This window comes from Frigoribacterium sp. Leaf186, from assembly GCF_001423905.1.
In the GTDB taxonomy this organism is placed as follows: Bacteria; Actinomycetota; Actinomycetes; order Actinomycetales; family Microbacteriaceae; genus Frigoribacterium.
This window is the reverse complement of the sequence record NZ_LMPQ01000010.1, coordinates 604,265-627,523: the sequence shown is the minus strand read 5'-3', so window position 1 is coordinate 627,523 and position 23,259 is coordinate 604,265. Positions and strand designations below refer to the sequence as shown.

General features: G+C 73.0%; 19 protein-coding genes and 3 tRNA genes. 9 read left to right on the top strand and 13 right to left on the bottom strand.

Features of this window, described 5'->3' with window-relative positions; all coding sequences use genetic code 11:
- Positions 1 to 38: 38 nt before the first annotated feature.
- The 5 genes from ASG05_RS09695 to ASG05_RS09675 all read right to left on the bottom strand — a co-directional run bounded on the left by ASG05_RS09695 (position 39) and on the right by ASG05_RS09675 (position 4,936).
- Entirely contained in the window at positions 39 to 743 is a 705-nt protein-coding gene (locus ASG05_RS09695) for a GntR family transcriptional regulator (RefSeq protein WP_056260140.1), read from the bottom strand.
- A 133-nt stretch (positions 744 to 876) separates the two neighbouring features.
- A complete protein-coding gene (locus tag ASG05_RS09690; protein ID WP_056260139.1) occupies positions 877 to 1,845 on the bottom strand; it encodes an MDR family oxidoreductase in 969 nt (322 codons plus the stop codon).
- Between the two features lie 9 nt (positions 1,846 to 1,854).
- Entirely contained in the window at positions 1,855 to 3,276 is a 1,422-nt protein-coding gene (locus ASG05_RS17010; RefSeq protein WP_056260137.1) for an SPFH domain-containing protein, read from the bottom strand.
- Between the two features lie 11 nt (positions 3,277 to 3,287).
- A complete protein-coding gene (locus ASG05_RS09680) occupies positions 3,288 to 3,788 on the bottom strand; it encodes an NfeD family protein (protein WP_056260135.1) in 501 nt (166 codons plus the stop codon).
- Between the two features lie 122 nt (positions 3,789 to 3,910).
- Positions 3,911 to 4,936, bottom strand: coding sequence for a 6-phosphofructokinase (locus ASG05_RS09675; RefSeq protein ID WP_056260133.1), 1,026 nt, complete (start codon positions 4,934 to 4,936; stop codon positions 3,911 to 3,913).
- Positions 4,937 to 5,079: 143 nt separating this feature from the next.
- Here ASG05_RS09675 and ASG05_RS09670 point away from each other — a divergent pair, with 143 nt between their 5' ends.
- On the top strand, positions 5,080 to 5,748 hold the full coding sequence (locus tag ASG05_RS09670; RefSeq protein ID WP_056260130.1) for a hypothetical protein: 669 nt from the start codon (positions 5,080 to 5,082) through the stop codon (positions 5,746 to 5,748).
- 54 nt (positions 5,749 to 5,802) lie between these two features.
- Here ASG05_RS09670 and ASG05_RS09665 read toward each other — a convergent pair whose 3' ends face one another.
- On the bottom strand, positions 5,803 to 6,288 hold the full coding sequence (locus ASG05_RS09665; RefSeq protein WP_056260128.1) for a pyridoxamine 5'-phosphate oxidase family protein: 486 nt from the start codon (positions 6,286 to 6,288) through the stop codon (positions 5,803 to 5,805).
- 136 nt (positions 6,289 to 6,424) lie between these two features.
- Between ASG05_RS09665 and ASG05_RS16870 the strand changes: the two genes are divergently transcribed.
- The gene (locus ASG05_RS16870) at positions 6,425 to 7,828 is read left to right on the top strand and encodes a GntR family transcriptional regulator (RefSeq protein WP_056260126.1); all 1,404 of its coding nucleotides are present in this window, start codon (positions 6,425 to 6,427) and stop codon (positions 7,826 to 7,828) included.
- Between the two features lie 29 nt (positions 7,829 to 7,857).
- Positions 7,858 to 8,820, top strand: a complete 963-nt coding sequence (locus ASG05_RS09655; RefSeq protein ID WP_082486605.1) for a 3-methyladenine DNA glycosylase — start codon at positions 7,858 to 7,860, stop codon at positions 8,818 to 8,820.
- A 26-nt stretch (positions 8,821 to 8,846) separates the two neighbouring features.
- Here ASG05_RS09655 and ASG05_RS09650 read toward each other — a convergent pair whose 3' ends face one another.
- On the bottom strand, positions 8,847 to 9,410 hold the full coding sequence (locus ASG05_RS09650; RefSeq protein WP_056260125.1) for a MarR family winged helix-turn-helix transcriptional regulator: 564 nt from the start codon (positions 9,408 to 9,410) through the stop codon (positions 8,847 to 8,849).
- Between the two features lie 41 nt (positions 9,411 to 9,451).
- Here ASG05_RS09650 and ASG05_RS09645 point away from each other — a divergent pair, with 41 nt between their 5' ends.
- Positions 9,452 to 13,069 (top strand): proline dehydrogenase family protein, encoded by a 3,618-nt coding sequence (locus ASG05_RS09645; RefSeq protein ID WP_056260123.1) that lies wholly within the window; start codon positions 9,452 to 9,454, stop codon positions 13,067 to 13,069.
- A gap of 91 nt (positions 13,070 to 13,160) precedes the next feature.
- Here ASG05_RS09645 and ASG05_RS09640 read toward each other — a convergent pair whose 3' ends face one another.
- Positions 13,161 to 13,598, bottom strand: a complete 438-nt coding sequence (locus ASG05_RS09640) for an Lrp/AsnC family transcriptional regulator (RefSeq protein ID WP_043593232.1) — start codon at positions 13,596 to 13,598, stop codon at positions 13,161 to 13,163.
- 102 nt (positions 13,599 to 13,700) lie between these two features.
- Here ASG05_RS09640 and ddaH point away from each other — a divergent pair, with 102 nt between their 5' ends.
- Entirely contained in the window at positions 13,701 to 14,579 is an 879-nt protein-coding gene (gene ddaH / locus ASG05_RS09635) for a dimethylargininase (protein ID WP_369814050.1), read from the top strand.
- A gap of 85 nt (positions 14,580 to 14,664) precedes the next feature.
- On the opposite strand, the gene ASG05_RS09630 is transcribed toward ddaH, so the two are convergent.
- From ASG05_RS09630 to ASG05_RS09615, 4 genes are all read right to left on the bottom strand, one after another.
- Positions 14,665 to 16,182, bottom strand: coding sequence for a glycosyltransferase family 39 protein (locus ASG05_RS09630; protein WP_056260122.1), 1,518 nt, complete (start codon positions 16,180 to 16,182; stop codon positions 14,665 to 14,667).
- Between the two features lie 127 nt (positions 16,183 to 16,309).
- A tRNA-Phe gene (locus ASG05_RS09625) sits at positions 16,310 to 16,382 on the bottom strand.
- 36 nt (positions 16,383 to 16,418) lie between these two features.
- Positions 16,419 to 16,495 (bottom strand) — tRNA-Asp (locus ASG05_RS09620).
- 79 nt (positions 16,496 to 16,574) lie between these two features.
- Positions 16,575 to 16,650, bottom strand: a tRNA-Glu gene (locus tag ASG05_RS09615).
- Between the two features lie 335 nt (positions 16,651 to 16,985).
- On the opposite strand from ASG05_RS09615, the gene ASG05_RS09610 reads away from it, so the two are divergent.
- Positions 16,986 to 18,272, top strand: a complete 1,287-nt coding sequence (locus ASG05_RS09610; protein WP_056260120.1) for a M23 family metallopeptidase — start codon at positions 16,986 to 16,988, stop codon at positions 18,270 to 18,272.
- A gap of 81 nt (positions 18,273 to 18,353) precedes the next feature.
- Here the strand turns inward: ASG05_RS09610 and ppa are convergent, their stop codons facing one another.
- Positions 18,354 to 18,845: an inorganic diphosphatase gene (gene ppa / locus ASG05_RS09605; protein ID WP_056260118.1), complete on the bottom strand. Its 492-nt coding sequence runs from the start codon at positions 18,843 to 18,845 to the stop codon at positions 18,354 to 18,356.
- 69 nt (positions 18,846 to 18,914) lie between these two features.
- Here ppa and tilS point away from each other — a divergent pair, with 69 nt between their 5' ends.
- From tilS to ftsH, 3 genes are all read left to right on the top strand, one after another.
- Positions 18,915 to 19,907 carry a tRNA lysidine(34) synthetase TilS gene (gene tilS, locus ASG05_RS09600; RefSeq protein WP_056260116.1) on the top strand — a complete coding sequence of 331 codons (993 nt, stop codon included), beginning with the start codon at positions 18,915 to 18,917 and terminating at the stop codon, positions 19,905 to 19,907.
- 45 nt (positions 19,908 to 19,952) lie between these two features.
- Positions 19,953 to 20,504 carry a hypoxanthine phosphoribosyltransferase gene (gene hpt / locus ASG05_RS09595; protein WP_056260114.1) on the top strand — a complete coding sequence of 184 codons (552 nt, stop codon included), beginning with the start codon at positions 19,953 to 19,955 and terminating at the stop codon, positions 20,502 to 20,504.
- A gap of 125 nt (positions 20,505 to 20,629) precedes the next feature.
- Positions 20,630 to 22,621 (top strand): ATP-dependent zinc metalloprotease FtsH, encoded by a 1,992-nt coding sequence (gene ftsH / locus ASG05_RS09590; protein ID WP_056260111.1) that lies wholly within the window; start codon positions 20,630 to 20,632, stop codon positions 22,619 to 22,621.
- Positions 22,622 to 23,259 lie beyond the last annotated feature (638 nt).

The window sequence follows — 23,259 nt, the reverse complement described above, 5'->3', positions numbered from 1 at the left end:
GTCGTGGGCTGCGGCCGTCGTCGGGGCGGCCGCTCGGGTCAGGGGCGTCGGGACTCGACCGGGTAGAGGCCGGAGGCCTCGACGTCGCTGAAGAACTCGGTCCAGCTCTCGGGCTGGGTGCGGATGAGGCGTCCCACCTCGGTGGCGTCGCGGTCGGCGAAGGCCGTCCGCAGGTCGCGGCTGAAGGTGAGAGCCGCGTCCCAGGGGAAGAACCCGGCGGCGAAGGCCCGGCGCACGAGCAGCAGCAGTCGCGGTCCGCTCGCCAGCGACAGGCGCACGAGCGAGGGGCTGCCCGCAGCCGAGAGCAGCAGCTCGTTCATGGCGTCGAGCGCCACGGCGTCTTCGGGCTCGCGCTTCTCGAAGGCGGCCACCCGGGCGTCGAGCACCCCGAGCACCGTCGAGAGCTGCTGGTCGGTCAGGGCGGGGGTCGCGCGCTCGGCCGACATCGCCCAGACCTGATAACCGATCTCGACGGTGTCGACGAACTCGGCCATCGTGGGGGCGACGATGCGCGTGTAGCGGTTGGCCTCGATGTCGACGATGGCCTGGTCGGCCAGCTTGGCGATGGCCTCGCGCACGGGGGTGCGGGAGACACCCAGCCAGGCGACCAGCTCGTCGTCGTTCAGCCGTTCGCCCAGTTCGACCGTGCCGTCCATGATGGCGACGAAGAGCTTGTCGTAGACGACGTCGCGCAGCAGGCGACGAGGGGCGGGAGGCGCGTCTGAGGTCTGGGGGATGGGCATCGGGGCTCCTGAGCTCGGGTCGTCGACGGCTCCCTACGCCGCCTGGGGGTGCATGTCGCACCTTCCATGCCCGACAATCTATCGCGTATCCGGTACTTCAGGCGAGAGGTCCCGGCAGGCTCGGAGCAACGGGTCAGGCACCGACCCTGACCACGGTGCGCCCGCGGGTCTCGCCGGCGAGCACCCGTCGACCGGCGTCGACGACGTCGGCCAGGTCGACCTCGGTCGTCGCGGTGTCGAGCAGGTCGAGGTCGAGGTCGGTGGCCAGGCGCCGCCAGGCCGTGCGCCGGAGGGCAGGAGGCGCGTCCACCGAGTTCACGCCGGCGAGCGTCACGCCGCGCAGGATGAACGGCAGCACCGTCGTCGGCAGGTCGGACCCCTGGGCCAGGCCGCACGCCGTGACGACGCCGCCCCACGAGGTCTGGGCGAGGAGGGTGGCGAGGGTGCTGCTGCCGACGCCGTCGATCGCCCCCGCCCATCGCGCCCGTTGGAGGGGTCGCCCCTCGCTCGCGAGCTCGGCGCGGTCGATCACCGACGTCGCCCCGAGCGACCGCAGGTAGTCGGACTCGGTCTCGAGCCTGCCCGACGAGGCCGTCACCGAGTAGCCCAGACGGCTCAGCAGCATGACGGCCACCGAGCCGACGCCCCCCGCCGCCCCCGTGACGACGATCTCGCCGTCGCCCGGTGCCACGTCGCGTTCGAGTCGCAGCACGCTGAGCATCGCCGTGAAGCCCGCCGTGCCGACGGCCGCCGCCCGACGGGGCGAGACGTTCTCGGGCAGCACCACGAGCGACTCCGCGGCCACGACGACGCGGTCGGCGTAACCACCGTCACGGGTCTCGCCGAGACCCGCCCCGTTGACGACGACCAGGTCACCCTGCGCGACTTCACCGGAGGCCGCGACGACGCGCCCCACCACGTCGATGCCCGGGACGAGGGGGTCGATCTTGGCCACCCCGGGGTCGCCGCGCAGGGCGAGGCCGTCTTTGTAGTTCACCCCCGACCAGAGAACCTCGACGAGGACCTCGCCGTCGTGGGGTTCGGGCTCAGGACGGTCGAGCAGGGCCGGGCCCCGGCCCTGCTCGACGACGACGGCACGCATGGCTGGAGGCTACGCGCCCTCGGTGGTGCGGGGGCGCGAGGCCGGGACGCCGTCGGCGGACCCGGTGCGGGCACCGAGGAACCCGCCGAGCGCGCTGACCAGGTCGAGCCCGGTCGTGGCCTTCACGACGTCTTGCAACTGCGTCATGTTGTTCGCCACCGACTTCGTCAGTTCGTTCGCGCCGTCGGTCGAGACGACCGTGAGGGCGTCGATGTTGCCCATCGGGGCCGCCATCTCGCGAGCGATCTCGGGCAGGCGCGAGATGACCTGCGAGGCGAGGGCGGCCTGCCCGAACTTGCCCTGGGCCTCGGCCAGGGCGTCGACGGCCTCGGCCTCGGCCAGACCCTTGGCCTTGATGGCGGCGGCCTCGGCGCGACCGGCCGCCTCGACGGCGGCCGCCTCGTTCTCGGCCGCGTTGCGGGCGGCGTCGGCGAGCTGCGTGCGACGGAAGGCCTCGGCCTCGACGGCGGCGTTGGCGGCGTCGCGCTCGGCCTCGGCGTTCTGCACCGACGCGTAGGCCGCGGCCTCGGCCGGCTGACGGACCTCGATGTTCAGGCGTTCTTGGTTGACCTTGGCCTGCTCGGCGACGGCGATGCTCTCTTGCTCGGCGACGAGCTTGTCTTGCATGGCCCGGGCGAGCTCGCCCGCCGCGGCGGCCTCGGCCTGGGCCCGGTCGGTCTCGGCCTTGATCTGCGCCTGGCGGACGTCGAGCTGCAGCTGGCGCTCGGCCGTCTGCTGTGTGTTGCCGATGCGGGCCAGGGCGGCGATGCGCTCGGCCTCGGCTTCGGCGACGTCGGCGTTCTGCTTCGCGACGGCGGCCTCGGCTCGACCGCGGTCGGCGAGGTAGGTGCTGCCGGGCGTCTCGATCTCGCGGATGTTCATGGTCTCGATCTGGAGGCCGAGTTCGGCGAGCTCGCCCTTGGTCTCGTTGACCGCGTCGGCCGCGAGCCGCGAGAAGTTCTTCACCAGGTCGTCGACCGGCTGCCCGCCGATCAGGCCGCGGATCGAGCCCTCGAGCGACTGCTGCACGATGACGGGCAGCTGCTGCTGCTGCAGCAGGTAGCGCTGGGCCGCGCGGCGGACGCCGTCCTCGGTGCCGGTGACCTTGAAGTTGACCGTCGCCTTGACCGCGGTGCGGATGTAGTTGGCGTCGATCGCCTGCACCTCGACCGGGGTCTGGTACTGCTCGAGCGAGAGCTTGAACCCCTCTTGGAAGATCGGCCAGACGAACGTGCGGCCGCCGATGATGACCTTCTGGGGGCTCGAGATGCCGCCGCCCTCGGAGCGTTCGGCACCACGGCCGACGACGATGAGCGCCTCGTTCGGCGGGACGCGGCGGACCCGACTGGCGACGAACGACAGCAGGGCGAGCACGATGACGACGGCGACGACGATGGCGACGACGCTGACGTTGGAGGAGATGAAGTCCACGGGGCTTCCTTTCAGTTGGTCTGGGGATCACCGGGTGCCGGGTCGCCGAGCGGCGCGACCTCGACCCGCGGGCCGTTCTCGGCCACCACGCGGACCCGGACGCCGCGCTCGATGCGCTCGGCGCTGGTGGCCAGTCGGCGCTCGAGTTCGCGGACGCCGTCGAGGCGCACCTCGCCCCCGCCGGGGCCGGTGGCCTCGGTCGTGACGCCGACGAAGCCGACCGGCGACCAGTGGCCACCGCTCTCGCGACGGGTCACCCGACGCACGACGAGCTGGATCAGCACGAGCGCGGCGAGGGCCATGCCGACCGCGACGGCGTACGTCCACCCCGGCGCGAGGTCGGTCTGCGACGTGACGACGCCCGCGAGCCCGAAGATGGCCAGGGCTGCGCCCAGGGCGACGCCCGACACGAGCCCGTCACCGACGTCGAACACGTCGAGCAGGTCGCCCACGACGATGCTGACGAGCAGGAGCAGGAGCCCGATCGCCCCCACCACGATGAACGTGATCATGCGTCGAGACTGTCAGAGTCCGGCCGCGAGCACATCGGCTGCGCGACGGACCCGGGAGCGGTGAGGGGGTCGCCGGGCCTGGGGACGAGCCGTCGGCCCGCCCGGCGCCGCCCGGCCCCACCTCACCCGAAGAGGATCGCGGCCTCGTCGTAGCGGTTCTGCGGCACGACCTTGAGGCTGTCGAGCGCCTCCTCGAACGACACGTGCACGATCTCGGTGCCGCGCAGGGCGACCATTCGGCCCCAGCGCCCCTCGACGACCGCGTCGCTCGCGGCCATGCCGAGGCGGGTCGCGAGCACACGGTCGTACGAGGTGGGCGTGCCGCCGCGCTGGATGTGGCCCAGCGTCGTGGCGCGGGTCTCGATGCCGGTGCGCTCCTCGATGACGGGGGCGAGGCGCTCGCCGATGCCGCCGAGTCGCGGCCGCCCGAACGCGTCGAGGCCGCGCTCGGAGTGCACGTCGCTCTCGTGGTCGGGCACGAAGCCCTCGGCCACGACGACGAGCGGGGCGCGCCCCCGGTCGTAGGCAGACTGCACCCACTCGACGATCTGGTCCATGCTCGTCGCCTGCTCGGGGATGAGGATGGCGTGGGCGCCCGCGGCCATCCCCGAGTGCAGGGCGATCCAGCCCACGTGGCGGCCCATGACCTCGGCGACCATGCACCGGCTGTGCGAGTCGCCGGTCGTCCGCAGACGGTCCATGGCGTCGGTCGCGATCTGCACCGCGGTGTCGAAGCCGAACGTGTAGTCGGTGGCGCCGAGGTCGTTGTCGACGGTCTTGGGCACGCCGACGATCTTGAGCCCGGCGTCGGTCAGGCGCTTGGCGGCGGCCAGGGTGCCTTCTCCGCCGATCGCGACCATGGCGTCGATGCCGAAGCGCTCCATGTTCTCGGCGATGCGGTCCACGCCGCCGTCGCCCTCGAAGGGGTTGGTGCGGCTCGTGCCGAGGATCGTGCCGCCCTGCTTGGCGATGCCCTGGATCTCCTTGCGGGTGAGGGGCATGACGTCGCCGTCGACGACGCCGCGCCAGCCGTCGCGGAACCCGACGAACTCTTGTCCGTGGATCTGCGTGCCCTTGAGCACGGCTCCGCGGATGACCGCGTTGAGACCGGGGCAGTCGCCGCCGCTGGTGAGAATGCCGATTCGCATCGAGGGGCTCCATCGCATCAAGGGGCCCTGTCGACGGGCCGAGGTCGAGTCCCATCATGGACCACGAGGAGGCGCGGCACCCGTCCGCGACGCCGGTCGCCTCGCGGCCGGGGCGCGCAGGCGGTCGTACTACCCTCGCCTGCATGAGCAACGAGCAGCCGGCGCGCCCGCCGTCGCCGTGGGCGCGCTTCGCCCGACCCGCGTCGGGCGAGCCCGAGCGCCGCGAGTTCCCGTTCGGTCCGCCTCGGCCGGTGCACCCCGAGGCGACCCCGACCGACCACGGCTGGCCGCTCGACGCCCCCGTCGCCCCGCAGCCTCCCGGCGCGCAGCAGCCGTTCCCGTCGCCGCCCGTCGGGCAGCTCTCGGGCTCGCCCACCTGGGGCCCCGACGGCCGCCAGGCGTGGACGCCCACGGCGGAGCCCGCGTCGGCCACCGGCGTCGCGACCGACGCCCGCCCCGAGAACGCAGGCCTGGGTTCGTACTTCTTCCCCGCGGACGACGACTGGTCGTCGTCGCCGCCCCGGTCCGACGACGGGGGGCGAGGCCTCGCCGTCGCGGCGGTCGTCTTCGGCGTCTTCTTCGCGCCGCTCGGCCTGGTCTTCGGCATCGTGGCCGCCCGCCGGGCACGGGCCGCAGGCCGCCCGGCCACCCTGGCCCTCGTCGGCGTCGTCGTCGCCTCGGTCGTCATCGTGCTGAGCATCGCCTGGGCCGTCTCGGCCCTCGACTACTACTCGCAGCTCGCGACCGCGTGCGCGCAGCTCGGTCCGGGCGACTACGTCAACGACGACGGCCAGACCGTCACCTGCGGCTGACCCGGCGGGGCAGGCGCGCGAGCCGTCCCGGACGACCCGCGCGCGCCTCCTCGGCTACAGCGTGACGGTGCCGGTGTCGGCGACGTTCTTCGGGTGCCCGCCGGTCACGGCGGCCTTGGCGTACTTGAAGAGGGTGACGGCCTTGGGCTCGTTGCTGACCCAGTACTCGGCCGTGTCGACGTCGACCTCGAGCAGCGCCACGCCCGGGTCGTCGCGGCCCTCGTCGAACCAGGCCTCGGCGCCGGGCGTCCACAGCTCGTCGATGAGGGCGGGGTCCTTGACGACCGACGCCGTGCCGGCCAGCGAGAGGTAGCCCTTGCCGGTCTCGACGGCGACGTTCACCTGAGGGTGCGCCGTGACGTCGTCGACCTTGGGGGAGGGGTCGCGCGTGAAGAAGTACACCTTGCCGTCGAAGTCCCGGTCGACCAGGGCGAGCGGACGGCTCACGAGGTGGCCGTTGCTGCTCTGGGTGGTGAGGATGCCGATGCGGCCCGCGTCGAGGACCTCGCCGATCTTGCTGCTGTCGTTGGTCTCAGTCATGCCGCGGACCCTACGCCCGGGGCGTGGCCGTGGTCCCAGACCGCCGCGTGCACGCGTCACGGGGTACGCCGGGTAGGGCATGTATGCCCTATGCTTTCATGCGACATGTGACACACGCCGACGAGGAGAGGTCGACATGCCCGTCCCCACCACCGCCGAACACGCCATCCCGCGACGTCTGCACAAGGACGCCGTCTTCGACCACCTCGTGGCGGCGATCCTCGACGGGTCGCTGGCCCCGGGCGAGCGCCTCCGCGACGTCGACCTCGAACGCTGGTTGGGCGTCTCGCGGACTCCCATCCGCGTGGCGCTGGCGAGACTCGCCGGCCTGGGGCTCGTCGAGACCGGCTCCACGCGCGAGACCCGGGTGGTGCGACGTGGCGCCGGGGCTGCCGCCGACGTGCTGGCGACGGGCTGCGTCCTGGCCGGCCTCGCGGTCGTCGACGCCTCCGCCACCCGGGGGCGCGCCGTCATGGCCGACCTGACCGAGGCCCTCGACGGCCTGCCCGACGGCACGCTCGACGGCCTGCCCGACGGGCTGCAGGCGGCATCCCGCCTGACGGGCGTCGCCGGGTCGAACGAGCTGCTGCGGCGGCGGCTCGAGACGACCGGACTCGTCCTGCGCCACCACCTGCCCGCCCTCGACCGCGAGGCGGGCGACGCCGTGCTCGAGGCCCTCGGCGACCTGCGCGCGGTCCTCTCCGCGCCTTCGCCGATCGACGCGGCGACACGTTCCGGCGACACCACGGGCGGCGCCACCGACGGCACCACCGACGACACCGCCGGGGCCGACGTCGCGGCCGTGCTGGCCGGGCTCGCCACCCGCCTGACCGCGACGGCGGGCCCCCGCCCCGTCGCACCGGACCCGACGTCGCCCACCGTGATCGGGCCGGGCCGCCCCACGTTGAGCTCGGGCGTCCACGCCGTCCTCTCGCGGGCCGTGCTCGACGGGGTTCTCTCGCCGGGCGAACGCCTGGTCGACGACGAGCTCATCGCGTGGCTGGGCGTCTCGCGGACACCCATCCGCACCGCCCTCGAACGCCTCGGCGACGGGGGGCTGGTCCAGCTCGCGGCGAACCGGTACACGCGGGTGGCCCTGCCCGACGCCGACGCCCTCGACGACGCCCGGGCGCTCTACGCGCACCTGCTGGCCTGGTCGATCAACCGTCCGGCGGCCGACGGCGGCCCCGACCCCGCCGAGGTCGACCGGCTGTTGACGAGGGTGCGCCCCTGGGCCCGGCGCGTCGAGGGCCGTCCGCTGACCGCGGTCTCGCTGCGTCCCGCGTCGACCGTCCTGCGCCTCCTGGCGGCGGTGCCGGCGTCGGGTGCCCTGGCGCGGACCCTCGACGACGTCGGGCCCCGTCTCGGCCACGCGGTCGTCAGCCTGGGTCTCGAGTCGCCCGTGGGTGCGTGGCAGGCCTTCGAGACCAGCGTCCGCGCGGGGCTGACGCGCTCCGACGGCACCCGCGGCCGGGCCGTGACCGCGCTGCTCGACGCGCTCGCACCCACCGCCGCCGCGACGCCGACGAGCGAACCGTGAGCGTCGGCGGGCCGGGTTATCATCACGGCGTGCCCTCGTCCGTCCACGCTCCCGTCGCCGACCCCCGCCCGGTCCGGCGCGTCGACGACGTCTACCGACCCGAGGCTCCTGTCGACGTGCGCGCCGCGCTCCGGCCGTTGGGCCGGGGCAGTGGCGACCCGACGTTCCGCGTCGACGGCGACCGCGTGTGGCGGGCGTTGCGGACGCCCGAGGGGGTCGCGAGCCTCGTCGTGTCGGCGAGCCGCGCCTCCTCGTCCGTGGCGATCAGTGCGTGGGGGCCGGGCGCCGAGTGGGCCGTCCACCACGCCCCCGAGATGCTCGGGCGGGGCGACGACTGGTCGGCGCTCGACGTCTCGGGCAACGCGTTCCTGGCGGCGGCGCGGCACCGCTCGCCCGGCCTCCGGCTCACCCGCACCAACCAGGTGCTGCAGATGCTCGTCCCCGCCGTCCTCGAGCAGAAGGTCACGAGCGTCGAGGCCTGGCGTGCGTGGCGCGAGCTCGTCCGACGGCACGGCGAACCCGCGCCCGGCCCGGTGCCCGAGGGGCTGGTCGCCCCGCCCGACGCCGAGGGCTGGAGGCGCGTGCCCAGTTGGGAGTGGCACCGCGCGGGGGTGGGCCCCCAGCGCTCGGCCACCGTCATGCGGGTCTGCGCAGTGGCACCGGCCCTCGAGCGCACCCTCGCCCTCGGCCGCGGGGGCGACGAGGTCTCGCGGCGCCTGCGCTCGATCCCCGGGGTCGGCGTGTGGACGGCGGCCGAGACGACCCAGCGCGCCCACGGCGACCCCGACAGCCCGAGCGTCGGCGACTACCACCTGCCGGCCCTCGTGGGGTGGGCGCTGATCGGCCGCCCGGTCGACGACGACGGGATGCTCGAGTTGCTCGAGCCGTGGCGCGGTCAGCGCGAACGGGTCATGCGACTGATCACCGGCAGTGGTTTCGCGAAGCCGCGCTTCGGCCCGCGCATGACCATCCAGGACCACCGCTTCCACTGAACGGGGCCCGGCCCACGCGACCTCGGTCAGACGGCGGAGCGGGCGCAGTCGCTGGTGTCGGCGTCGTCGGCGGCCCCGACCTGCTGGTCGAGGCGGCTCGTGCGGTCGCCGGTGCCCGGGCCGACGACCCCGTCGGGCGACGCGTCGGTGCCGATCGCCTCGAGCACCCGGTGCGAGAAGTCACGCACGACGTCGTCGTCGCCGGCCAGCACGTCGGTGAAGTAGCGCTTGATCGCGGCCGTGTGGCCCCGGGTCGCCGCGAGCATGGCCCGGCGGCCGTCGGGGGTCAGCTCGACCCACGTGCCGCGGGCGTCCGACGAGCACTCGGTCCGACGCACGAGGCCCCGACGTTCCATGCGGGTCACCTGGTGGCTCACCCGGCTCTTCTCCCAGCCGATCTGCTCGGCGATGTCGCGGACGCGTGAGCGCCGGTCGCTGCTGCGACCCAGCCCGACGAGGATCTCGTACTCGGGTGCCGAGACCCCGGAGTCGCTCTGCAGGCGCACCTCGAGCGCGCGGTCGAGTCGCCGTCTCATGACGTAGAAGGAGTCCCAGACGACCCACTCCTCGTCGGTGAGTTCGTCGGCCATTCGCCCAGTGTAGGGACGGTGGTGCGGCATATCCTCGACCCATGTCCGATGTCCAGGCCGACGAGGTCACGCAGCAGACCGTCGAGACAGCCCGCCGTTGGTGGGACGCCGCCCGCGCCGTCCCGGTGCAGGGCTCCGCCGCCCGGCTGGCCGAGGTGCTGCGCGACCCCGAGGGCCTCGACTTCGCGCGGGGGTTCGCCGACCGCGTGGTGCGCCCCGAAGACGACCGGGTGGCCGCCGCCGCACTCGACGCGCTGAGCCGCCGGACCCCGGCCCTGCTGCCCTGGCACCTGCGGGCGGCGATCTCGTTCGGCGGGGGCTTCGGCCCCATCGCGCCTCGACCGATCATGCCGGTCGCCCGCCGGGCGCTCCGCCACATGGTCGGCCACCTGCTCGTCGACGCGCCACCCGAGAAGCTCGGGCAGGCCCTGGGCGCACTGCGACGTGACGGCGTCCGGCTCGACGTCACGGCCTGGGGGCCCACGGTGTCGGGCCCGGCCGAGGCCGACCGACGGCTCGCCGCCACCACGGCGCTCGTCGAACGGCCCGACGTCGAGCGCGTCACGACGACCGTGCGCGAACTCGTGGGGCCCACGTCGCCGTGGGCGTTCGACGAGACGAGCGACCTGGCGGTCTCGAGGCTCGGGCCCCTCGTCGACCTCGCCGCGACCTCGGGCACCCTCCTCACGTTCGGCGTCGACCGTCACGCCGACGTCGACCTGACCATCGACGTCTTCACGCGCCTCCTCGACCGGCCGGGTCACGAGTCCGACACGGCGGGCATCGTCGTGCAGTCGTACGTCCCCGAGGCGCTCGACTCGCTGCGGCTGCTGACCGACTGGGCCCGGGCGCGCGTCGACGGTGGCGGCGCCCCGATCACGGTGCGGCTGGTGAAGGGCGGGTCTCGGCTCGACGAGATCGTCGACGCCCGCCTGAACGACTGGCCCGTCGTCACCTTCGACGCCAAGCACGAGACCGACGCGAGCCACCTCCGGCTGGTCGACTTCGCCCTCCGACCCGAGAACGCGGCCGTCGCGCGCGTAGGGCTCGCGGGGCACGACGTCTTCGACGTGGCCCACGCGGTCACGCTCGCGCGTCGCCAGGGCACCGAGCACCTGCTCGACGTCGAGCTGTGGTCGGGGCTGACGCCCGGCCTCGCCGAGGTCCTGCGGTCCGAGCTGCCCGGCCTCGTCCTGCAGGTGCCGGTGATCGACCCCGACCGGTTCGACTCCGCGGTGCGGCACCTCGTCGGCCGGCTCGACGCGCTCGCCGACCCCGCCGGGTTCCTGGTGAGCACCCTCGACGTCGACCACGAGGCGGCCTTCGCGCGAGAGACCCGTCGGCACGAGCGGGCCCTGGGGGCGGTCGACGAGCTGACGACCACCCCACGTCGTCGACGTGACCGCTCCGGCCCGCTCGACGAGGGCGCCGACCACGTCGTCGACTTCGTGGCCGAGGCCGACACCGACCCGTCGCTCGACGGCAACCGGCGCTGGGCCCGCGGCGTGCTCGGGCGGGCCCGTCGGTCGACCGCCGGCGTCGACACCGCCGACGCGGCGCCCACCCTCGAGGCCGACGCCGTCGAGGCCCTGACGACCCGCGCCTCCCAGGCGGGCGCGGCCTGGGGCGGGCAAGAACCGGCCACGCGGGCCGAGCTGCTCGACCTCGCGGGCCGCGAGCTCGCGCTCCGTCGCTCGCGACTGATCGAGGTGTCGATCAGCGAGTCGGGCGCGACCCTGTCCGAGGCCGACCACGAGGTCGGTGCCGCCGTCGACGCCGCGCACCGGCTGGCCGGCCTGACCCGCGACCTGGCGACAATCGTCACCGCCGAGCACCGGCCTCCGCGCCTCACGGTCGTGCTGCCCGACCCCGTCACCCCCGTGGCCAGCACGGTCGAGGCGACGCTCGCCGCGTTCGGGGCGGGCAGCGCGGTCGTCCTCCGGCCGCCACGCAGCCGCCGGCGGACGGTCGCCGTCGTCGCCGAGGCGCTCTGGGCCGTCGGCGTGCCCGACTCGCTGTTGGCACTCGTCGAGGCCGACGACGCCGACGACCCCGACGGCTCCGACGGCTCCGTCGACGACCGCGCGCTGCTCGTGCACCCGTCGGTCGACCGGGTCGTGGGGCACTCGACGGTCGCCGCCGTCGTCGCCCTCCGCGAGGCGCGCCCCGAGCTCGACCTCGCGCTGCGGACGACGGGGGTCACCTCGATCGTCGTCACCCCGGCCGCCGACCTCGAGCGCGCCGCCGCCGACGTCGTCACGAGCGTCGTCGACCACGCCGGTCGCGGCCACGGAGCGCTCGACCTCGTGATCGCCGTCGGTTCGGTGGGCCACGGCACGACGTTCCCGCGACTGCTGCGCGAGGCGTTCGAGGCGGTCGCCGTCGGCCCGGCCGACCTCGTCACGACCACGGTCGGCCCGCTCGGGGCCACGCCCACGGGCACCGACCTCGACGCCCTGACCGTGCTCGGCCCCGGCGAGTCGTGGCTGATCGAGCCCCGGCCGCTCGACGAGACGGGGTCCCTGTGCTCGCCCGGGGTGCGCCTCGTCGTCGACCCCCGGGGCGCCTTCGCCCTGACGCCGCACGCCGTGCCCGTCGTGGGTCTCGTCGTGGTCGAGACGTTGGCCGAGGCCGTCGCCCTGCAGAACGCCGAGAACGGGGGCGACGTGGCGGGCCTGCACACGCTCGACGTCGACGAGGTCGACGAGTGGCTGCACACGGTGCGCGCCGGCGACCTGGTGGTCGGCCGCCCGACCACCGCGGCCCGGGTCCGTCGTCGCCCAACCGGGGGCTGGGGCCGGCGCGCCCTGGGCCGAGGGCTCAAGCCGGTCGGCCCCCACGCCCTCGTCGGCCAGGGCTCGTGGCGCCACCTGCCGCACGAGCCCCGTCCGTCGCTGCGGCTGCACGACGTCTCCGAGGGCGTGACCCGTCTCGTCGACGCCGCCCGCCCGACCCTGTCGTTCGAACAGTTCGACTCGCTCCGCACGGCCGTCGAGAGCGACCAGCACGCCTGGGAGGCCGAATTCGGCCTGGCGCGCGACGTGTCGGGGCTCGTGGTCGAACGCAACGTCCTGCGCTACCGCCCGCACCCGGTCACCGTGCGACTCTCGGCCGACGCCGACCCGGCCGGGCTGATCCGTCTCGTGGCCGCCGCGGCACGAGCGGGGGCGGCCCTGACGATCAGCTCGGCCGTGCCGCTGCCGGCCGGGCTCGTGCACCTGTGGCGCGCCTCCTCGTCCCCGGTCCGGGTGCGCGACGTCGTGGTCGAGAGCGACGCCGCGTTCGTCGCCCGCGCCGCGGCGGGGGCCCTGCAGGGCGAGGCGGCCGACCCGGCCGGCCCCGACGTCCTCGACCTGCTGGCCGAGGCCGCCGGCGGCGAACCCGCGTCGCGCGAGGAGGCGCGGGTCGACGACTCGAGGCCCGTCGCGTCGCCCGAGGCGGTGCGGGCCTACCGCGGGCTGCGCATCCGCCTGGTCGGCGGTGACCCGGCGGCCCTGGCCCGGGCGGTGCAGGGCAGCCCCGACGTGACCATCGTGTCGGGCGAGGTCACCGAAGAGGGCCGCATCGAGCTGCTGACCTTCGTCCGAGAGCAGTCCGTCTCGATCACGGCCCACCGCTACGGCCGACTCGAGCCCGCGCTGGCCGACCTCCGTCTCTGAGGTGCGGCCCGGCGGGCGACGGAGAGCGGGTGCTACCGGGTGCGGCCCGGCGGCGTCCGGCGCGGCCCGGCGTGGCCGACGGCGGCCGGCGTCAGGCCGAGCGGCGGCTGATCAGCTTCGACAGGACGATGGCGCTGCGGGTGTGGTCGACGTTCGGGGCGTTGCGGACGCGCTCGAGGGCCTCTTCGAGCGAGGGGATGTCGCGGCTGCGCATGTGGACGATGGCGTCGGCGCTGCCGGTCACCGTGCCGGCGTCGACGACCTCGGGCACCGTGCCGAGGATGCGCTGCAGTTCTTGGGGCGAGACAGTCCCCCGGCAGAAGAGCTCGACGTAGGCCTCGGTGCCGAGCCCGTCGACGGCCGGGTCGACCTGGACGGTGAAGCCCTTGATGACCCCGTCGGCCACGAGCCGGTCGACGCGACGCTTCACGGCCGAGGCGCTGAGGCCGACCGAGGCGCCGATGTCGCCGTACCCGGCGCGGGCGTTCTGGCGCAGCAGGTCGATGATGCCGTAGTCGAGGTTGTCCACCCGACCACGATACGCCCGAAAACTGCATGAAGGCTTACAAATACGCAAGAATAGTGCGTCGGAGCCCGGCATCGTGCGCGCCAGCGATGTGACACTGATCCGGTGAGCCTGACGATCGAACCCACCGACCTGCCCGACGCGACAGCCCGACGGGACGCCGCCCGCGTGGCGAGCCACCGCACCGTCCTGATGTGCCGACCGGAGCACTTCACCGTCAGCTACAAGATCAACCCGTGGATGGACCCGGCCCAGCCTACCGACACGGCACGGGCCCTGGAGCAGTGGCAGACGCTCTACGACACCTACGTCGGCCTCGGCTTCGACGTCGAGCTGATCGAACCCGAACCGGGTCTCCCCGACATGGTCTACTCGGCCAACGGCGGCTTCGTCCTCGACGGCGTCGCCTACGGCGCGCGGTTCACCTTCCCCGAACGGCAGGCCGAGGGCCCGGCGTACATGCGATGGTTCGCCGCGGCCGGCTTCGAGGTGGCCGAGCCCGCCGAGACCAACGAGGGCGAGGGGGACTTCCTGCTCGTGGGCGACGTGATCCTCGCCGGCACCGGGTTCCGCAGCGACTCGAGCTCGCACGACGAGATCGGCCGCGTCTACGGCCGCGAGGTGGTCAGCCTCACCCTCGTGAACCCGAGCTTCTACCACCTCGACACCGCGATCGCCGTGCTCGACCCCGAGCCCGTCGACGGCCGGCACACCATCGCCTACCTCGAGAGCGCCTTCGACGACGCGTCGCTCGCGATCCTGCGCACGCGGTTCCCCGACGCGATCCTCGTCAGCGAGGAGGACGCGGCCATCCTGGGCCTCAACTCGTACTCCGACGGCCTCAACGTCGTGATCGCCGCCCGCGCGAAGGGCTTCGAGCGCCAGCTGCGTGAGCGCGGCTACAACCCGATCGGCGTCGACCTCTCCGAGCTGCTGCTCGGCGGCGGTGGCGTCAAGTGCTGCACCCTCGAACTTCGGCGCTGACGACCGGGCCGGGCGATCGGCAGGGCTCGCGGTCGGGCGACCGGATCGGACGCCCGGCGTCGCCCCGCCGTGCTCGACGGTGTCGTTAGGCCTGCGGCCGGACGAACAGGTAGACGACGCTGCGACCCGTGCGGTGCTCTTGTCGGATCTCGTAGCCCTGGTCGCGCAGCTGACGCAGGTCGGCCTCGCTGAGCACGTCGACCGACAGCCGCGCGATCCACAGCCGGTCGACCGACGACAGGCGGTCGGCGAGTTCGGCGGCGTCGTCCTCGTCGTCGAGTCGCAGCGTGACGTCCGAGTACGAGCCCGAGGGCAGCCCCGAGCGGACGAAGGCGACGTCGTCGAGTTCGGCGAAGCGGCCGGGGTAGGCGTAGACCGCCTGGCGGGGGCGGGTCGAGACCGTGCCGGTCGCGTCGAGCAAGAACGCGTCGCCCGGTCGGGCCTGGCTCTCGATGTAGCTCGAGAGCTGCGAGAGGTCGCTGCCGCCGCCCTTGCCGGTCGGCAGGCGCTGCAGCACGTACGTCGGGGCGGAGGCGACGACCAGCAGGGCGACGAGGGCGATGCTGATCCACCGGCGACGGAAGCCCGTGACGGCGACGGCCAGCAGCAGGCACATGCCCGGGGCCGAGAACGTGACCAGCCGCGACGTGAACACGGGCGAGAGGGCGAGCCCCAGGGCGAGCAGCATCCCCGCGGGCAGGGCCACCCAGAGCGCGCCCAGCAGGACGACGCTGCCGGGCGTCCGCGACCGGTCGCGCAGGCGCGTCCCGAGCAGGATCAGCAGCGCCGCCGAGATCACGGCGAACGCCAGTCCGGTGACGAACCAGGGCTCGACCAGCATCGTGAACCACGTGATGTCGGCGCCCGTCGACGGGTCGGCCTCGCCGAGGAGGCGCGATCGCTCGGCGAGGACCGTCCCGATGACCGGGGCGGTCGCGAACAACGCGGCCCCGGTCGAGACCGACCAGCCGAGGAGGCGGTGGCGGGCTCCGCGACGCCGGCGCTGTGCCGGCGCCAGCAGCAGGAACACCCCGTGCACGACGATGATCAGGCCGAGAGGCACGAACGTGGCGATCGAGCCGGCGAGGACGGCGCCGTAGCCGATCCACCACCGCCGTCGGTGCCGCCGGGACGCGACGAGCAGCAGGACGGTCACCCACACGGCCAGGGCGGCCGAGAGGGCGTAGGGCCGGGCCTCGGCCGCCTCGAGCGTGAACCGCGGCAGCACGGCGAAGAGGGCGGCGGCGATCAGGGCCGTGCGACGCGTCGTCAGCATCCGAGTCAGGACGAGCACCCCCGCGGCACCGGCCCCGACGAAGACGGCCGAGGGCAACCTCGTCACCACCTCGGCCTCGCCGAAGGCACCGATCCAGAAGTGCATGATCAGGTAGTAGACGGTGTGCACCGCGTCGCGCTGGTCGACGAAGGCCAGCAGCTGACCGAGGGGCAACCGCGCGACCTGCAGCGTCGTCGCCTCGTCGCTCCAGTACGAGGGCACCCAGCTGGCCGCCGCACCGAGCAGCAGCGCCGCGAGGCCGGCCACCAGGGGGTCGAGCCAGCGGCTGCGCGGCGGGACGACGGCGGGGTCGTGGCCGATGCTCACGCGACCGCCCGGCGACGAACCGTGGTGGCTGCCCCGTTGAACGAGCCAGGCCCGTGAGACGAGTAAGCCCCGTTGAACGAGCCAGCCCCGTTAAACGAGTCAGGCCCCGCCTGAGCGGGGCCTTCTGTGGCTGGACACGGCATCGATCCGTGGACCTTTCGATTTTCAGTCGAACGCTCTACCAACTGAGCTACCCAGCCGTGAGGGCGAGAAGCCCCCAGGCGATGAACTCGCCTTGGCGACCCTGACCGGACTTGAACCGGCGACCTCCGCCGTGACAGGGCGGCGCGCTAACCAACTGCGCTACAGGGCCAAACTTGCTGCTGTGAGACAGCGTACTCGATGTTCTCTTGTGGTTGGTGCAGGTGGTGCGGTGTCATGGTGCTCGGCGCTGGTGACCCCAACGGGATTCGAACCCGTGCTGCCGCCGTGAAAGGGCGGTGTCCTAGGCCACTAAACGATGGGGCCGTGTCCGAGGACGTCATAGCAACCGATCACAGAGCATACGGATGATCGGGGCCAAAAGCAAAACGGGGCGACGCCGGGTCGGCGGACGCGCCTCCTCGTCCCCCGTTCTGGTCACGCGACTCGCCCGCCACTCCGCCGCGATTGCCCGGGGACGGCCCACCCGGCGGCTAGTTTCAAGTCGTTCTTGAGAGTTCGGGCCCGCCCTCGGGTCGGCCCGCCCGCGCGCGCCGTCCACCCGGTGCTGTACGGGACCGCCCGCCCGGGTTAGCGTGTGACCACACGGCGACCACCGGCACGACGGACTCGACGCCGTCACGACGAATCGGACCCATTCGATGCCCCACACCCGCCGACCCGGCCGAGCCCGCCTGGCGAGCCTCACGTCGGGCCCCCTCGCGCCGTCCTCGCGACTGGCCCGGGTGGTCGTCTCGATCGCCGCCGCGTCGCTGCTGCTCACCGCCGGAGTCGTCGGCCTGCCCGCGTCGTCGGCCAGCGCCGCGACCTACCCCTCGTGGGAGGACGTCCAGAAGGCCCGGGGCGACGAGGCCGCGAAGCAGTCCGAGATCACCAACCTCGAGGGCATCCTCACGCAGATGCAGTCCGACCTCGACGCGAAGAACACCGAGGCCGAGAAGCGCGGCGACGAGCTGCAGAAGGCCCAGTCCGCCTACGACGACGCCCAGTACAAGACGGCACAACTGCAGTCGCAGGCCGACGCGGCCGACACGGTCGCCGCCGCGAGCGAAGAGCGCGCCGGCCAGCTGGCCGCACAGCTCGGGCGCTCGGGCGGCACGAACGGCGTCAGCGGCAGCCTGATCGCCGACCCGGGCGAGGCGGGGCAGCTGCTCTACAAGCTCGGCGCGATGAGCAAGCTCACCGAGCAGGCCGACGGAATCTACGCGCAGGCCACACAGGACCGCAACACCGCCCAGGGGCTGAGCGACCAGGCCGCCGTCGCCGAGGCCGCCCTTGCCGTGCTGGCCGACAAGGCCCAGCAGGCGCTGGCCGACGCGAACGACGCCGCCCAGGCTGCCAGCGACGCGCTCGACGCGCAGCAGGAGAACCAGGCGCGGCTGCAGGCCCAGCTCGAGACCCTGAAGACGAACGTCGACCACACCGAGGCCGAGTATCAGAAGGGCGTCGAGGAGTCGCGTGCCGCCGCCGCGGCCGCCGCGGCGGCGACCAACGGCACGGCCCTCGGCGTCGTCTCGCCCCAGGGGTGGACCCGCCCCGCCGGCGGCAACATCTCGAGCGGCTTCGGCATGCGGGTCAACCCCGTCACGCACGCGTACATCCTGCACGCCGGCACCGACCTCGCCGCGGGCTGCAACACCCCCATCTACGCGGCCACCGCGGGCGTCGTCACCTACGCCGGCTGGTACGGCGGCTACGGCAACTTCGTGCTCGTCGACCACGGCAACGGCGTCACCACCGGGTACGGCCACCAGCCGAACGGCGGCATCATGGTGAGCGTCGGGCAGGCCGTCGGAACCGGCCAGCAGATCGGCCACGTCGGGTCGACCGGCAACTCGACCGGCTGCCACCTGCACTTCGAGACCCGCGTCGGCGGCGTCGCGCAGAACCCGCAGCCGTTCATGTCCGACCGGGGCATCCGCCTGTAGGCGTCGTCCGCGGCCGGCGGCACGACGAAGGGCCCGACACCACGTGGTGTCGGGCCCTTCGTCGTGCCGGGGTGCGAGAGGTCAGTGACCCTCGTCGGCGAGCTTCTTGATGCCCGCCTCGACGATGGCCTCGGCCTCGGCGGCGTCGCCCCAGCCCTCGGTCTTGACCCACTTGCCGGGCTCGAGGTCCTTGTAGTGCTCGAAGAAGTGCTCGATCTCCTTCCGGAGGTGCTCGGGCACGTCGGTGACGTCCTGGATGTGCTCCCAGCGCGGGTCCTTCGCAGGGACGGCGATGACCTTGGCGTCGCTGCCGCCGTCGTCGGTCATGTTGAAGACGCCGACCGGGCGGACCTTCACGCCCACGCCCGGGAACAGCGGGTAGTCGAGCAGCACGAGCACGTCGACGGGGTCGCCGTCGAGGCCCAGGGTGTTCTCGAAGAAGCCGTAGTCGGTCGGGTAGACGAACCCGGTGAACAGGACGCGGTCGAGGTAGACGCGACCGGTCTCGTGGTCGACCTCGTACTTGTTGCGGCTGCCTTTGGGGATCTCGATCACGGCGTCGTACGCGGCCATGGGTGTGCTCCTTGCGATGCGTCGTTGGGGTCCGACCCGACGGGTCGGCGGTGTCGCTAACGTTACAAGATGCCCGACAGACCCCGCCTGACTCCCGCGACGGCCGACGTCCGACGTGCCGTGCGCGCCTCCTTGTCCGGTCACCGCGAGGGCGACCTCGTGCTCGTGGCGCTCAGCGGCGGGCCCGACTCGCTGGCGCTCGCGGCGGGCGTGGCGTTCGAGGCGCCCCGTGCGGGGCTCCGCGCGGGGGCGGTGGTCGTCGACCACGACCTGCAGGGCGACTCGCGCACCGTCGCGGCCCGCGCGGCCGAGCAGGCCCGTGGCCTCGGGCTCGACCCCGTCGTCGTCGTGCGGGTGTCGGTCGGCACCGAAGGAGGCCCCGAGGCCGCGGCCCGCACGGCCCGGTACGCCGCCCTGGCCTCGACCGCCGCCGAGCACGGGGCCCGCACCGTGCTGCTCGGCCACACCCGTGACGACCAGGCCGAGACGGTGCTGCTCGGCCTGACCCGCGGCAGCGGCGCGACCAGCCTGAGCGGCATGGAGGCGCGGTCCGGCCTCTACGCCCGGCCCCTGCTCGGCGTCGGTCGCTCGACCACGGCGGCCGCGTGCTCCGACGCCGGCCTCGAGGCGTGGGCCGATCCGCACAACGACGACCCCGCCTTCACACGGGTGCGGTTGCGGCAGACCGTCCTGCCGATGCTCGAGCGCGAGCTCGGGCCGGGCATCACCGAGGCGCTCGCCCGGACCGCCGACGCCCTTCGCGAGGACTCCGCCGCCCTCGACCACTTCGCCGACGAACTGGCCGAAGAGCTGGCGGACCACGCCGAGGCCGGCATCTCGCTCGACGTCCGAGGCCTCGCCGCGAACCCCGCGGCCCTGCGGCAACGGCTGATCCGGCTCGCGGTGCAGGGCGAGTTCGGCGTCTCCCTCTCGCGGGCGCAGACCCTCGAGGTCGCCCGGCTCGTGACCGACTGGCACGGCCAGGGGGCCGTGTCGCTGCCGGGCATTACAGTTGTACGCACCGGAGGCGCGCTGCACTTCTCGGCGACCGGCGCCTCCTGAGATCCCCCCCTCGGCACCCCACGACCCCTGGAGCACGACACCACCATGGAACTCAGCGACATCGAGGCCGACCTGACCAGCGTGCTCTACACCGAAGAGCAGATCCACGCCAAGATCGCCGAGGTCGCCCGGCAGGTCGAGGCCGACTACGCCGGCCGCGAGCCGCTGCTGGTGGGCGTGCTCAAGGGCGCGGTCATGGTCATGGCCGACTTCTCGCGCGAGCTCAAGCTGGCCGCCTCGATGGACTGGATGGCCGTCTCCTCGTACGGCTCGGGCACCAAGTCGTCGGGCGTCGTTCGCATCCTCAAAGACCTCGACAGCGACCTGCACGGTCGCGACGTCATCATCGTCGAGGACATCATCGACTCGGGCCTGACCCTGTCGTGGCTGCTCGAGAACCTGCAGAAGCGCGGCGCGGCCTCGGTCGAGATCTTCGCGCTCTTCCGCAAGCCGGCCGCCGCCAAGGTCGCCGTCGACGTCCGGTACGTCGGCTTCGAGATCCCCAACGACTTCGTCATCGGCTACGGCCTCGACTACGACGAGAAGTACCGCAACCTGCGCGGCGTCGGGGTGCTCGCGCCCCACGTCTACAGCTAGCGGTCCGCCCCTCGGCGGGGCGGATCAAGCCCTCGGCGAACACCCATCCGGCGCATAGCGGCTCCGATGTACCCTTTTGCTCACGTTCTTCCTGCAGAAAGGTGTCGGGCGTCGCCCGTACTGACATGGACTTCAAGAAACTCTTCCGCGGTCCGATCATCTACATCGTGATCGCGGTCATCGGCATCGGCATCGGGTGGAGCCTGATCAGCGGTGCCGGCACGACCCAGATCTCGACCCAGAAGGGCCTCGAGGCCATCCAGGGCGACCAGGTCAAGTCCGCCACGATCTTCAGCAACGAGCAGCGCGTCGACCTCGTCCTGAAAGACGGCGACAAGGCCGAGCAGTTCTACTACGCGACGCCGCGTGGCTCCGAGGTGGTCGACGCGATCAACGACGCGAACCTCGAGAACTTCGACGACACCGTCACGCAGACCAGCTGGTTCATGTCGCTGCTCGGCATCCTGCTGCCGTTCTTGATCATCGGCGTCATCTTCTGGTTCTTGCTCTCGTCCATGCAGGGCGGCGGCAGCAAGGTCATGCAGTTCGGCAAGTCCAAGGCCAAGCTCGCGTCGAAGGAGACGCCGCAGGTCATGTTCACCGACGTCGCCGGCGCCGACGAGGCCATCGAAGAGCTCGAAGAGATCAAGGAGTTCTTGAAGGAGCCCGCCAAGTTCCAGGCCGTCGGGGCGCGCATCCCCAAGGGCGTGCTGCTCTACGGCCCTCCCGGCACCGGCAAGACCCTGCTCGCCCGTGCCGTCGCCGGCGAGGCAGGCGTCCCGTTCTTCTCGATCTCGGGGTCGGACTTCGTCGAGATGTTCGTCGGCGTCGGCGCCAGCCGCGTCCGCGACCTGTTCGAGCAGGCCAAGCAGAACAGCCCGGCGATCATCTTCGTCGACGAGATCGACGCCGTCGGCCGCCACCGCGGTGCCGGCATCGGCGGCGGCAACGACGAGCGCGAGCAGACCCTGAACCAGTTGCTGGTCGAGATGGACGGCTTCGACGTCAAGACCAACGTCATCCTGATCGCGGCGACCAACCGTCCCGACGTGCTCGACCCGGCCCTGCTGCGTCCCGGTCGCTTCGACCGCCAGATCGGCGTCGACGCCCCCGGCCTCGACGGTCGCAAGCAGATCCTCGAGGTGCACGGCAAGGGCAAGCCGCTCGCGGCCTCGGTCAACCTCGAGGTGCTGGCCCGCAAGACGCCCGGCTTCACCGGTGCCGACCTGGCCAACGTCCTCAACGAGGCCGCCCTGCTGACCGCACGGTCGAACGCCCAGCTGATCGACAACCGCGCCCTAGACGAGGCGGTCGACCGCGTGATGGCCGGCCCGCAGCGCCGCAGCCGCATCATGAACGACCACGAGAAGCTCATCACCGCGTACCACGAGGGTGGTCACGCCCTCGCGGCGTCGGCGATGCGGCACACCGACCCGGTGACCAAGATCACGATCCTGCCCCGCGGCCGTGCCCTCGGCTACACGATGGTCCTGCCCCTCGAGGACAAGTACTCGGTCACCCGCAACGAGCTGCTCGACCAGCTGACCTACGCCATGGGCGGCCGGGTGGCCGAAGAGCTCGTCTTCCACGACCCGACCACGGGCGCCTCGAACGACATCGAGAAGGCCACGGCCACCGCTCGCAAGATGGTGACCGAGTACGGCATGAGCAACAAGGTCGGCTCGGTGAAGCTCGGGCAGGCCTCGGGCGAGATGATGATGGGCCGCGACGGCAGCTCGCGCGACTACTCGGAGAACATCGCCGAGACGGTCGACGCCGAGGTGCGCGTCCTGCTCGAGCAGGCGCACGACGAGGCGTGGCAGGTCATCAACGACAACCGCGACGTGCTCGACTTCCTCGCCCGTGAGCTGCTCGAGAAAGAGACGCTCGACCACGACGAGCTCGCCGTCATCTTCAAGGACGTCAAGAAGCTGCCCGAGCGCCCGCAGTGGCTCTCGAGCGACAAGCGCCCGGTGTCCGACCGTCCGGCGATCCCCATGCCGACGAAGTCCCCGGTCGACGCCGAGGCCGTCGACGGTGGCGTCGACTCCGAGCCGACCACCAAGCCGGCCCGCACGCGCCCGCCCCGCACGACGCCGGGCATCGCCACGGCCTGACGCACGATCGGCCCGACCGGCTGCGCCACGGCGCAGCCGGTCGCTAGCCTGAGGGCTCGTCCCCAGCACCGAACGGAGGTACCGCCCCGTGACCGACCAGTCCGGCGGAACCCCCGCCGCACCCTCCGAGGCACCGCTCCGGCGGCCCCGGGGTCGCGAGCGTTACCCGGCCGACGTGGTGGTCGACGCACCCCCGGCGTCGGCCCGGGTCACCGACGACGAGACGGCCGAGGGGATCGTCACGCAGGGGCGACTCGTCCTGGCCCTCGACGAGACCGCGGCCGTCCGCCCGCCCGCCCAGTTGCCGCCCGTGACGCACACTCCCGCGACCACGCCGGCGTCCGGTTTGCCGTCCGGGACGCCCACGACGCGTTCGGCGGATGCCGGCTCCGAGATGTCAGAGACGGCGACGGGCGAGGCTGCCGCGTCGCCTGCGACGTCCGCGGCGGAGACCCCGGCCGTGGCCGCCGTGACCGCTGCGCCCGGCCCGACCGCGATCGCCGACCCCGAGTCCGTGCCAGTCCCCGACCGAGTCGCCGCGACCCGGTCCGGGCGTCGGCTCGTGGCCGGCGGCCGGTTCGAGGGGCCGTTGCACGAGCGGTCGTTCGACGACGTCGGCCCCGCGGTCGAGGCCCGGG

Bases quoted from the DNA above. Each gene is read 5' to 3' on its own strand.
- ASG05_RS09695 (WP_056260140.1), bottom strand. From the start codon at position 743: ATGCCCATCCCCCAGACCTCAGACGCGCCTCCCGCCCCTCGTCGCCTG.
- ASG05_RS09690 (WP_056260139.1), bottom strand. From the start codon at position 1,845: ATGCGTGCCGTCGTCGTCGAGCAGGGCCGGGGCCCGGCCCTGCTCGAC.
- ASG05_RS09680 (WP_056260135.1), bottom strand. From the start codon at position 3,788: ATGATCACGTTCATCGTGGTGGGGGCGATCGGGCTCCTGCTCCTGCTC.
- ASG05_RS09675 (WP_056260133.1), bottom strand. From the start codon at position 4,936: ATGCGAATCGGCATTCTCACCAGCGGCGGCGACTGCCCCGGTCTCAAC.
- ASG05_RS09670 (WP_056260130.1), top strand. From the start codon at position 5,080: ATGAGCAACGAGCAGCCGGCGCGCCCGCCGTCGCCGTGGGCGCGCTTC.
- ASG05_RS09665 (WP_056260128.1), bottom strand. From the start codon at position 6,288: ATGACTGAGACCAACGACAGCAGCAAGATCGGCGAGGTCCTCGACGCG.
- ASG05_RS16870 (WP_056260126.1), top strand. From the start codon at position 6,425: ATGCCCGTCCCCACCACCGCCGAACACGCCATCCCGCGACGTCTGCAC.
- ASG05_RS09650 (WP_056260125.1), bottom strand. From the start codon at position 9,410: ATGGCCGACGAACTCACCGACGAGGAGTGGGTCGTCTGGGACTCCTTC.
- ASG05_RS09645 (WP_056260123.1), top strand. From the start codon at position 9,452: ATGTCCGATGTCCAGGCCGACGAGGTCACGCAGCAGACCGTCGAGACA.
- ASG05_RS09610 (WP_056260120.1), top strand. From the start codon at position 16,986: ATGCCCCACACCCGCCGACCCGGCCGAGCCCGCCTGGCGAGCCTCACG.
- ppa (WP_056260118.1), bottom strand. From the start codon at position 18,845: ATGGCCGCGTACGACGCCGTGATCGAGATCCCCAAAGGCAGCCGCAAC.
- tilS (WP_056260116.1), top strand. From the start codon at position 18,915: ATGCCCGACAGACCCCGCCTGACTCCCGCGACGGCCGACGTCCGACGT.
- hpt (WP_056260114.1), top strand. From the start codon at position 19,953: ATGGAACTCAGCGACATCGAGGCCGACCTGACCAGCGTGCTCTACACC.
- ftsH (WP_056260111.1), top strand. From the start codon at position 20,630: ATGGACTTCAAGAAACTCTTCCGCGGTCCGATCATCTACATCGTGATC.